The organism is Rhizobium sp. GW821-FHT14E12, assembly GCF_058803745.1.
The window spans coordinates 37,679-47,166 of the sequence record NZ_JBXAPH010000020.1 but is presented as its reverse complement, the minus strand read 5'-3'; the positions used below and the strand labels follow the sequence as shown (position 1 = coordinate 47,166).

10 protein-coding genes and 2 pseudogenes are annotated in these 9,488 nt (G+C 59.0%); 6 read left to right on the top strand and 6 right to left on the bottom strand.

The window, feature by feature from the left end; translation table 11 throughout:
- From AC1RO0_RS31085 to AC1RO0_RS31065, 5 genes and pseudogenes are all read right to left on the bottom strand, one after another.
- On the bottom strand, positions 1 to 218 hold a 218-nt coding region (locus AC1RO0_RS31085), incomplete at its 3' end, for an SDR family NAD(P)-dependent oxidoreductase (protein ID WP_498596370.1).
- Positions 219 to 294: 76 nt separating this feature from the next.
- A pseudogene (locus tag AC1RO0_RS31080) lies at positions 295 to 447 on the bottom strand (SOS response-associated peptidase); the annotation flags it as partial.
- Between the two features lie 338 nt (positions 448 to 785).
- Positions 786 to 1,415, bottom strand: coding sequence for an exopolysaccharide biosynthesis protein (locus AC1RO0_RS31075; protein ID WP_498596369.1), 630 nt, complete (start codon positions 1,413 to 1,415; stop codon positions 786 to 788).
- A gap of 47 nt (positions 1,416 to 1,462) precedes the next feature.
- Complete coding sequence (locus AC1RO0_RS31070; protein WP_498596368.1) at positions 1,463 to 1,768, bottom strand: hypothetical protein; 306 nt, start codon at positions 1,766 to 1,768, stop codon at positions 1,463 to 1,465.
- Positions 1,769 to 1,843: 75 nt separating this feature from the next.
- Positions 1,844 to 2,779: a TerC family protein gene (locus tag AC1RO0_RS31065; protein WP_498596374.1), complete on the bottom strand. Its 936-nt coding sequence runs from the start codon at positions 2,777 to 2,779 to the stop codon at positions 1,844 to 1,846.
- A gap of 169 nt (positions 2,780 to 2,948) precedes the next feature.
- Here AC1RO0_RS31065 and AC1RO0_RS31060 point away from each other — a divergent pair.
- Positions 2,949 to 3,281 (top strand): annotated as a pseudogene (locus AC1RO0_RS31060) (DDE-type integrase/transposase/recombinase); the annotation flags it as partial.
- A 69-nt stretch (positions 3,282 to 3,350) separates the two neighbouring features.
- On the opposite strand, the gene AC1RO0_RS31055 reads toward AC1RO0_RS31060, so the two are convergent.
- Entirely contained in the window at positions 3,351 to 5,087 is a 1,737-nt protein-coding gene (locus tag AC1RO0_RS31055) for a hypothetical protein (protein WP_498596367.1), read from the bottom strand.
- 258 nt (positions 5,088 to 5,345) lie between these two features.
- Between AC1RO0_RS31055 and AC1RO0_RS31050 the strand changes: the two genes are divergently transcribed.
- From AC1RO0_RS31050 to AC1RO0_RS31030, 5 genes are all read left to right on the top strand, one after another.
- The gene (locus AC1RO0_RS31050) at positions 5,346 to 6,059 is read left to right on the top strand and encodes an AAA family ATPase (RefSeq protein ID WP_498596366.1); all 714 of its coding nucleotides are present in this window, start codon (positions 5,346 to 5,348) and stop codon (positions 6,057 to 6,059) included.
- Between the two features lie 144 nt (positions 6,060 to 6,203).
- Complete coding sequence (locus tag AC1RO0_RS31045; RefSeq protein WP_498596365.1) at positions 6,204 to 6,575, top strand: STAS domain-containing protein; 372 nt, start codon at positions 6,204 to 6,206, stop codon at positions 6,573 to 6,575.
- Positions 6,572 to 6,940, top strand: a complete 369-nt coding sequence (locus AC1RO0_RS31040; protein WP_498596364.1) for a response regulator — start codon at positions 6,572 to 6,574, stop codon at positions 6,938 to 6,940. The genes AC1RO0_RS31045 and AC1RO0_RS31040 overlap by 4 nt, the downstream gene beginning before the upstream one ends.
- On the top strand, positions 6,937 to 8,964 hold the full coding sequence (locus tag AC1RO0_RS31035; protein WP_498596363.1) for a chemotaxis protein CheA: 2,028 nt from the start codon (positions 6,937 to 6,939) through the stop codon (positions 8,962 to 8,964). The genes AC1RO0_RS31040 and AC1RO0_RS31035 overlap by 4 nt, the downstream gene beginning before the upstream one ends.
- Positions 8,961 to 9,464, top strand: a complete 504-nt coding sequence (locus tag AC1RO0_RS31030; RefSeq protein WP_498596362.1) for a chemotaxis protein CheW — start codon at positions 8,961 to 8,963, stop codon at positions 9,462 to 9,464. Before AC1RO0_RS31035 ends, AC1RO0_RS31030 begins: the two co-directional genes overlap by 4 nt.
- Positions 9,465 to 9,488: the final 24 nt, after the last annotated feature.

Below are 9,488 nucleotides of genomic sequence, written 5' to 3'. Positions count from 1 at the left end.
TCGGCGGCTGCTTCAGTTCCGAGATCACCGGCAAATCCGTCAACGCGGCCGCTTCCAATCGCGGCGAGTTCGGCGACCGCGCGATCGACGGCGTCTTGGGTCCGCCCATTGACGATGACATGGGCGCCCTCGCGAACAAGAGTTGCCGCGATTGCATGACCGATGCCGGCGGTGCTGCCGGTAACGAGAGCCAGTTTACCGTTGAGTTCGAGGTTCATAAGAATTCTCCGATGAAAGACACAACAGATGGAATGAGCATAAAGAGCGCGTTACCCGAGAGGCGGCGTCGCCACCTTAAGGCAGATCCGGTTGGTGGACCAGTTCGCCTTCTTTGGTAACGATGGTCGATCCATAGGGCTCGCGAGACGTGACAATCAGCGTATCATCCGGGAGTGCTTCGGCCAGATGCCTTGCCTCTTCCCATGGTGCTTGCATCCAAACGTCGGTTCTCGACACCGAAGATCGGTAGGCTTTGCAATTCTGACCGGACAGCTTCACCCGGTACTTGCTCTTGTCGTCGGTGACTTCGGCGATCATCCCCGTACACGCCATTCGGCAATCGACCCAAATCAGCCGCTCCTTCCAGGCAAAGTCGATGTCCGCTACTGAGGAATTTCAGATCGATGGCATTTGCAAGAACTGGTCGTCGGTTCAGATCCTTTCAAATTCGCTCAAGGTGTCATTTGTTCGAATACTGTTCCGGACAGATCGATGTCGGGTAATCTCGCTATGATCGTACCTTCGGTGCGGATTTGCATCAGGGACAGCCAGAGCAGCCTGCATATTCATGAGCCGATGCCACTCAAACTCGCAACAGCGACCTGCACCAGCCCTGCGGTGGCGGCGAATGCGAGGATACACAGTATGAGGCCGACCAGAGTCACAAGCCCATCTCGTGCCATCAGGGCGATGGAAATGACGACGAGTGCAAGAACCGGCAGAAAGTTGCCGAACGGGATTGGCAGCGCGATAACAACCGCCAACACGAAGATCGGAAATGCCAGTAGCCATTGCATCGTCCTGCCCGTGAACATTGCCAGTCGGCCTGGGCGGATGATCGCCTCAACTCTGGCAATGATCGGAACGCTGTAGCGGACGATGAGATCGACGACTGCCGGCGACAGTCTGCGCCGGTTGATGAAGGCCGGAAGCCACAGCGTCTGACGTCCCATGGCGATTTGTACCGCAACAAGGGCAAGCGCGCTCCCGAACACCATCCCGAAAGGTCCGGGTATCGGCGTGAGGGCAGGCAGTGCCAGAAAAAGAATGGTGAAAGCCATGCTGGTCCGGCCAAGACCGGACAGCACGTCCCTCACGCTGACGCCGCCTTGCGATTGCGCAAGCCGCGCCAATTCTTTCAAGCGAACGGATGCCATCTCTTCCTGAGGTGCCGCGCCGGTCGCCTGCTCAGTCATGTGATTTCGCCATTCCAAATCCGGGGAACGATCTGCTTTGCAATTTATCAGGTGGCAGCAGCGCTTTTCTCTTTGATGAGGCCAATGATGGCCAGGCAAGCCGGATTGTTCTTGTCGAGCAGGTCCGCCGGGTTGCTCCAGCCGGTTGCCACGCCGACAATGGTGGTGACGGTCCAGTAATTATCCTGCGATGCACGTTGCACCAGCAGCGGGACTTGCGATGACAAACAGGTCCGTGATTGCTGGACGATCTCCACCGGCAGGTTGGCGGCGGCAGCATATCGCTCGATCTCGGCCTGAATGGGAGCGATGGCGAAAGTGGCAAAGAGCCATGCGATGAAATTGGAGAGCATGTCCGTTCCTTGTTGGGCGGTTGTCGGGAGATGAGGGGCAGCGCACCTGCCGCATCGGCAGGTGCGCGGCGGGCTTTAAGCGTTGTTCGCCTGGTCGCGCGTCTTGAACAGGCTCCAGACCACGCCGCTTGCGATGATCGCGAAGGTGATCCCGAGCGAGAGGGCAGCCGGAAATTTTTCCAGGCCCAGCATGTCGGCAACGAAGATCTTCGAGCCGATAAAGACCAGCACGATGGCCAGAGCCGGCTTCAGATATTTGAAGCGATGAATCATGGCCGCCAGCGCGAAATAGAGGGCGCGCAAGCCGAGGATGGCGAAGATGTTGGAGGTGTAGACGATGAAGGGATCGGTCGTGATCGCGAAGATGGCGGGAACCGAGTCCACGGCGAAGATGACGTCAGCCACTTCGATCAGCACCAGGGCCATGAAGAGCGGGGTGATGAACCAGACGGTCTTGCCGGTCTTCGGATGGGCCTGCTTCACGAAAAACCGCTCGCCGTGATGCGTGTCGGTGACGTTGAACCGGTTTCGCATGAAGCGGACGAGGGGATTGTTGGAAACGTCGGGTTCCGCGTCCTTCATCACCAGCATCTTGATGCCTGTGATGATGAGAAACGCCGCGAACACGTAAAGCAGCCACGAAAATTCGGCCACCAGCGTCGCGCCGACACCGATCATGATGGCACGCAACACGATCACGCCGAGAATACCCCAGAAGAGTACCCGGTGCTGGTAGAGGCGCGGAACGGCAAAGAAGGCGAAGATCAAAGCGATGACGAAGACGTTGTCGAGCGCCAGGGTCTTTTCGACGACGAAACCTGTCATATAGGCAAGGCCGGAGTCAGCGCCGAGGTACCACCAGACCCAGCCGCCGAAGGCGAGGCCGAGAGAAATGTAAAGGGCGGAGAGCTTGATGCTCTCGCCGACGCCGATCTCCCTGTTTTGCTTATGCAGAATGCCGAGATCGAACGACAGGATGGCGATGACGAGGGCAATAAAACCTGCCCACATCCAGAGCGGCTTTCCCAGCCACTCGACGAAAAACAATGATGTTTCCACGAAGGACAACCTCAGTCGGCGCACGGTGTCGGAAAAGGTCCGACATCGCAAGAGCGCCGACGGCTCTCACCAGAGGGGCCCGGACCAGCGGGTTGAGCCGGAGATAGGTGCCGTGTTGCCGCAGTTCAAGGGCGAAGGTAGATGCCACGCAGAGCTTGTGCATCGGCAGGTCAAATATCTGAACAAAGTCGTCGAGGCCGATCATGGCAAGTTGAAACAATTGATCAAGCCGGTGAGAGGGTTCAAGACGTTGAAAACGGCCTATGCGACGATCAAAGGTTTCAAGGTCATGCGGGCTTTACGCAAAGGTCAGGCTGCAATCTTCAACCTGACAAACGACCTTCGTGGGGAAGCGCGGATCGTTGAGCGTGCCTTTGGCATCGGACCGAATGCGCTGACAGAGGCAGTAACTTTGTTCGCTCAGGAGCGCGAAAGCCGGGAGGCCGCTGGATAATCGATGTCCCGATAGACGGCATTCATAACCAAAATGGAAATTTGCAACAGAGCCATCTGCAATGCCAGCTTAAAAAAGCGCCGAATCCAGATCGAGATCCTCGGTCGCGCTGACATCAGCGGCACCGTCATTGATATTCGCATCGAAGACCTGTGCGTGGACCGTGCGCTCCGCAGCCATCGTGTAGATCTTGGCGATCATCGGGCCGATGTCCGCCATCGCCTCCTCGATGCCCGTCAGATCCGCATGGGTCGGGCTAGCAAGCAGGCTCGCCTCTTTCGTACAGTCGCTCAGGACATCCCCCAGCCCGGATTTGAAGTCGAGCGTTGAGAGTGACGACAGAACCTTGGTGCTGACATCCTGCCCACAGGTGCGAAGCGTATCTATATGATCCTCCATTCGGCCGGCGATGCCGTCTATGGAAGAAAGAGCGTCATTGAGCCGGTCTCCGAGGGGGACTTCGGACACCCCATTTGCAGCGCTCTCTCCAAGCTTGCGCGCATCCGCTTCCAATCCTTGCAATTCTTCAATGACACGCTGGGCCGAGTCATCAAGATTTGCGGAAAACAGACGCAGCTCCGATGTCACGACGTTGATGGCGCGACCTTCCTCTCCGAGTTTGCCGCAGCGCAGATTGGTATTGAGTGCCATATAGTGGATATCGGTCCGTACCTGTTTGATCGTTGCGACCTCGTCGAGAAGGACGTGGATCGTCTGGATCGTTTCTTCGCTTAACCGGTTTGCCTCACTGGCCGCTTTGTCGATATCGCGGACGATGCCGTGAACGGACGTAATATCCGCACCCACCAGTCGCATGGCGCTCGCAGCGGTCGTGCCGTCCTGCCGGTTCATCCGTTCATGGAGAAGGAGCAGCGCCTCGATATCCGCATTGAAGCTTAGAAGCGTACTGACGACAGTGGCGCATTCCCGATCGAAATCACTTGTCAGCTGTGACAGCTGCGCGTGCACGAGATTGTGTACGGCGCCCCTGAGGGTCTCCCGCTGCTCCTCATCAAGGGCACTGCCCCTGGAAGCGGCGAGATAATCGTCAAGGATGGCGATCGCCTGCTGGCAATGCTCGATGCGTTGGCGCGTGATATCTCCGATCTGCATCGCTGAAAGGGTGATGCCGATCTTCGTCTGCACCTTGCGCGTCTGGGCGTTGACTTCGACCGCAAGTTTGGAAAGCTCGCCCTGGCGTTCGATAAACTCCGCTATATTCCCGTTCAACCGGCCGACCAAGGCAGGAACCGCCTGCCGGTAGTCGTTCAAGGTTTGTTGTCCGCTCGTCGACGCACGGCCAAGAATGCCGTCCAGTGCTGAAATTGTATCGGAGAGGAAACTGATGTGTTTGGTGCCCTGCTGTACGCGCTCGATGATCTCGTCTGCGAATGTCGAGAAATCCGGGATGTGTGAACCGGTGATCTTCGCGGTGGTCGCAAAGGTTCTCAGATAGCGCAATGTCTCCTGCATGTCGGCGACATGCGTGCCGAGCGCCTGCTCGCACTTGGCGACCGTCGCGACCCGCAACTGCCGCTCCTGCTCAAACTCGGGCAAGGCGGATACGTCATTGACGGTGCTGCCGAGCTGTTCGAGGCTCGAACGCGCGGCCTCGTCGTCGAGCAGCTTGGAAAAGTCGTCAAGAGCAGAAATCAGTCGATTGAGGACATCGAGGACGGACAGCAGAGTGCCTCCGCCATCGAGAAAACGCTGCTCGATCCGCGAGCTTACGCCGTCGAGTCGATCGGCAAGCGATGGATCGGCGGAGGGGCGGGGAAGATACGCAATACCAGATTTGCCAGCCACGTTTTCACTCTCGATGTAAGTCCAGACACCGCACACTACCGACCATTTGAGAATGGCCGGTAAATAACATTGAGGATTCTGCTTTCCTGTCGCGATTTGATGCCAATCCCGTCAGGAATTTGCGACAAGACCGTTAGGAGTGTGTTTCCGTTAGCTGGGTGTTAACCTTAACATCCTAGTCTGAAACCGACCCACCATGCCCGAACGGTGGCGCTCAGAGCGATGATAAGGCTCGATAATTCCTGTGGAGCAGGGACGATGCCCGTCATCACATTTGCGAACACCAAGGGCGGTGCGGGAAAGACCACCGCAGTTCTGCTGATCGGCATTGAACTGGCGAGAATGGGGCATCGAGTGACGATACTCGATGCGGATCCGCAGCAATGGATCACGCACTGGAAGGAAGCGACGGCCGAGGGCCTCGCTCACATCAACGTAATTCCATATGTAACAGTCGCCAATATCGGCCGGTACATTCTCGAGGAGCGCCAAAAATGCGACTACCTCCTGATCGACCTGCCGGGCGCGCGCAATACCCTTCTTGCGACGGCGGTGGGCTATGCCGACCATGTGCTGATCCCGATCCAGGGATCACACATGGATGCGCAGGGTGGCGCCCATGTCATCGAGCTTCTACAATATCTTCGGGAGAAATCCGGCATTCGGATTCCCTTCTCGGTGATCCTCAGCCGCGTTAATCCGATGGTGACGACACGCGCACTCGGCGCGGTCAAGGACCTTCTCAGCGAGCGCGGCGTGCATATTCTGGATACGCCGATCATCGAGCGCGCGGCCTACAGGGATGTCTTCGGCTCCGGCGGTACGCTCTACACAATCGATCCCGGCAAGACCAGCAATCTCATCAAGGCACAGGACAATGCCCGCATGCTGTCTCTCGAGGTAGCGCGCCTCGTACCCGTGCGGAATTACCCGACGGAGTTGACCGGTGAGCCGTTCTCGTCGGCAGCGTAAGTGGAACTGGCGAGCTTGAAGCTCGCCTCGGAATTCTCGTTTCGATAGCGAACTATCGCCTCCTTGAAGCGGCAGGCGATGACTTCAACGGTTGCCTGTAATGGGTCGCGCACGCTGAGCGGGCAATGCATCCACGGGAAACCTATGCCCCTCGGTGTGAGGGACGAATCGTGGGAAGGCAAGGAATTGAGCAACGGCCATCAAACACTGCTTTTGACCGGTGATCTGACGATAAAGTCGTCGAAGCAGACAAAACAGCGCGTCGAAGAGGCGCTTGCCGGAGCCGCGGTCGGCATGGCGACGCTGCTGGTCGATATCGCCGATGACCATGACGCCGATCTGACGCTGGCGCAGCTGTTGCTGTCGGCGAAGAAAACGGCGGAGCGGGCGCAGGTCACCTTTCGCCTGAGGCGCCCCGTAGCCGGCAGCTTGCTCGCGGTGCTAACGCGCGGCGGCCTGATCGACGCTGGCTCCCCTGACAATGAGTTTTGGTTGCATGAAGGAGTAACACAATGACCGCCAGCATTCTCACCGTAGACGATTCCGCAAGCATCCGGCTGACGACCAAGATCGCGCTGTCGAATGCCGGCTATACCGTCACCGAAGCCATTGATGGTGCCGATGGACTGGCGAAAGCCAAGGCCGGCCGGTTCGACATCATCGTGACCGATCTCAACATGCCGAACATGAACGGCCTGACGATGATCGAGGAGCTGCGCAAGCTGCCGGCCCATATGGGGGTCCCGATCATCTTTCTGACTACCGAGTCGGACGCTGCTCTCAAGAGCCAGGCCAAGGCCGCCGGCGCAACCGGCTGGCTCACCAAGCCGTTCGATCCGGAAACCCTCGTAAAAATTGTACGGAAAGTGCTAGGGCGATGAGCACGCTTGACCCGATTGCCGTCTTCCGCACCGAAGCTGCCGAACTCTTCGAGCAGATCGAGGCTGGACTTCTCGACCTTACCCATAGCCTGGATGACCGGGACCTTGTCGACGCCGTCTTTCGCGGCCTGCACACCCTCAAGGGCTCCGGCGCGATGTTCGGTTTCGAGGCGCTTGCCGCCTTCACCCATCATTGCGAAACGGCCTTCGACCGTGTCCGAAAGGGCGAGGTTCCCGCAACGAGCGAACTTGTCGCCGCAGTCCTTGCGGCGCAGGATCATATGCGGGCTCTAGTCGACCAGCCGAACGCGGATCATGGTGACACGGGTCAAACTCTTCTCGCCCAATTGCAGGCGGCGGTTAGCGGCAAAGGCGAGCCTCGGCCCGCGACTGTGCCTGTTCTCCCGGCTGCCCCACAGCCGCCTGCCAAACATTTGACCAGCTGGCGAATTCGCTTCAGCCTTCCCGCCAACAGCATGGTCAATGGCACCAATCCGCTTGGTCTTCTCGACGAGCTGCGCGATCTGGGAGACTGCATCATTCGCGCCGACACGGCTGCCATTCCTCTGCTTGATGCGCTAAACCCGACTGATCTCTATCTTGCCTGGGACGTCACACTGACGAGCGAACAGGGCCGCTCGGCGATCGACGATGTCTTCATCTTCGTGCTCGACGACATGGTGCTTGACGTTCAGGAGGATGACACATCGCCGCCTGCCAGCATCGAACCGCTCGCGCCCTCGGCTGCGCCGCAGCTCGTGGCGGCCGTCGCGATAGCTGACGTCAGCGACGTTGCCGTTCCCAAACGCGAATCGCAGCCGGTAGCAGTCGAAACCCGCCAGACGAAGGCGGCGGAAAATGTTCGCGTTCCCGCCGAACGTCTCGATGAGCTGATGGATCGTGTCGGGGAACTCGTTATCGCCCAGTCCCGCCTCAGCCAGCTTGCGAATACCAGTGCTGATCTTGCCCTACGCGCCGTGTCGGAAGAAATCGAACGGTTGTCGGGTGAGCTTCGCGACACGATGATGGTATTGCGTATGGTGCCGGTTGCGACCTTGTTCAGCCGCTTTCGCCGGCTCGTTCACGATCTGGCGCGCGAAACCGGCAAAGTCATTGAGCTCGTCACCGAAGGCGAGAACACCGAGGTCGACAAGACCGTCATCGAACGATTGGCGGATCCGCTCATCCATCTCGTGCGTAACTCGATCGACCATGGCCTCGAGACATCGCAGGATCGCGTTGCGGCCGGCAAGTCCGAAGCCGGCACCGTGACGCTGTCGGCCAGTCAGGCCGGTGGCGAGGTCATTATCGCGATCAGGGACGATGGCCGAGGCATCAATCGCGAGCGGGTCCGTGCCAAGGCCGAAGCCTCAGGCCTCATCCAGCCGGGCCAATCGCTTTCCGACGCCGAGCTTTTGCAACTGATCTTTGCGCCGGGGTTTTCGACCGCTGCCCAGATCACCAATCTTTCCGGCCGCGGCGTCGGCATGGACGTTGTCAAAAGGACCGTCGAAGCTCTGCGAGGCACGATCGATATTGCCAGCGTCGCCGGCCAGGGGTCGGAAGTCACGTTGCGCATCCCGCTGACACTGGCGATCATCGATGGCTTGCTCGTCCGCGTCGGCGAGGGGCGGTATGTCATACCGCTATCCGCCGTCGAAGAATGCCTCGAGCTGTCGCTCGAAGAGGACCTGCGCTCACGCGGTCGCAGCTTCATCTCGCTGCGCGATGCCCTCGTTCCCTTCCTGCGCCTGCGCGACCTTTTCCGCACCGGCACGAAGCCGGACGTGCATCAAAAGGTGGTCGTGATTTCGACCGGAGCGGAGCGGGTGGGGCTCGTCGTCGACCAGATCATTGGCAACCATCAGACCGTGATCAAGTCGATGTCGAAACTGCACAGCGACGTCGCGACCTTCTCCGGCGCCACGATCCTCGGCGACGGTAGCGTCGCCCTGATCCTCGATGTCGGACACCTTGTCGTGGCCGGCCAGAAACAGGAGGCGCAATTGCGGGTGGCAGGATGAGCAAGATAGCTGCTGAAAGAGATGTCAGCCATTGGCACTATCCCGAGGAAGTCGAAGTTTTGACCTTCGACCTCAACGGCGAAACCTTCGCCCTGGAGGCGGTTCTCGTCCGGGAGATCCTGGATCTGTTACCGGAGACCACGGTCCCGGGCAGCCAGCCCTTCGTCGCCGGCGTCATCAACTTCCGTGGAAAGGTCATCCCGCTCGCCGACCTGCGCCTCGCCTTCGGCATGGAGGCGACCGAGACGACAAGCGACAGCCGCATCGTCGTCATCGAACTCGATCTCGATGGCGAGCCGACGCTGGTGGGGTTGCGGACAGACAAGGTGAACGAAGTGACCACGCTTGCAAGAGCGTCAAGTGAAGCGCCGCCCCGCATAGGGATGCGGTGGCGTGCCGACTATATCCGCTGCCTGGTCAGGAACGGAGGCGAATTCATCATCCTCCCAAATCTCCAAGCCATATTTTCCGCCCGAGACGATAGAGCCTTGTCCGCCTAATTGCGGCGAGCTGTGAAGAACGAG

What these genes read in the sequence shown, in the direction of transcription:
- AC1RO0_RS31070 (WP_498596368.1), bottom strand. Translation starts at nt 1,768, where the DNA reads ATGCTCTCCAATTTCATCGCATGGCTCTTTGCCACTTTCGCCATCGCT.
- AC1RO0_RS31030 (WP_498596362.1), top strand. Translation starts at nt 8,961, where the DNA reads ATGAGCAAGATAGCTGCTGAAAGAGATGTCAGCCATTGGCACTATCCC.
- AC1RO0_RS31040 (WP_498596364.1), top strand. Translation starts at nt 6,572, where the DNA reads ATGACCGCCAGCATTCTCACCGTAGACGATTCCGCAAGCATCCGGCTG.
- AC1RO0_RS31075 (WP_498596369.1), bottom strand. Translation starts at nt 1,415, where the DNA reads ATGACTGAGCAGGCGACCGGCGCGGCACCTCAGGAAGAGATGGCATCC.
- AC1RO0_RS31065 (WP_498596374.1), bottom strand. Translation starts at nt 2,779, where the DNA reads ATGTGGGCAGGTTTTATTGCCCTCGTCATCGCCATCCTGTCGTTCGAT.
- AC1RO0_RS31050 (WP_498596366.1), top strand. Translation starts at nt 5,346, where the DNA reads ATGCCCGTCATCACATTTGCGAACACCAAGGGCGGTGCGGGAAAGACC.
- AC1RO0_RS31035 (WP_498596363.1), top strand. Translation starts at nt 6,937, where the DNA reads ATGAGCACGCTTGACCCGATTGCCGTCTTCCGCACCGAAGCTGCCGAA.
- AC1RO0_RS31045 (WP_498596365.1), top strand. Translation starts at nt 6,204, where the DNA reads ATGCCCCTCGGTGTGAGGGACGAATCGTGGGAAGGCAAGGAATTGAGC.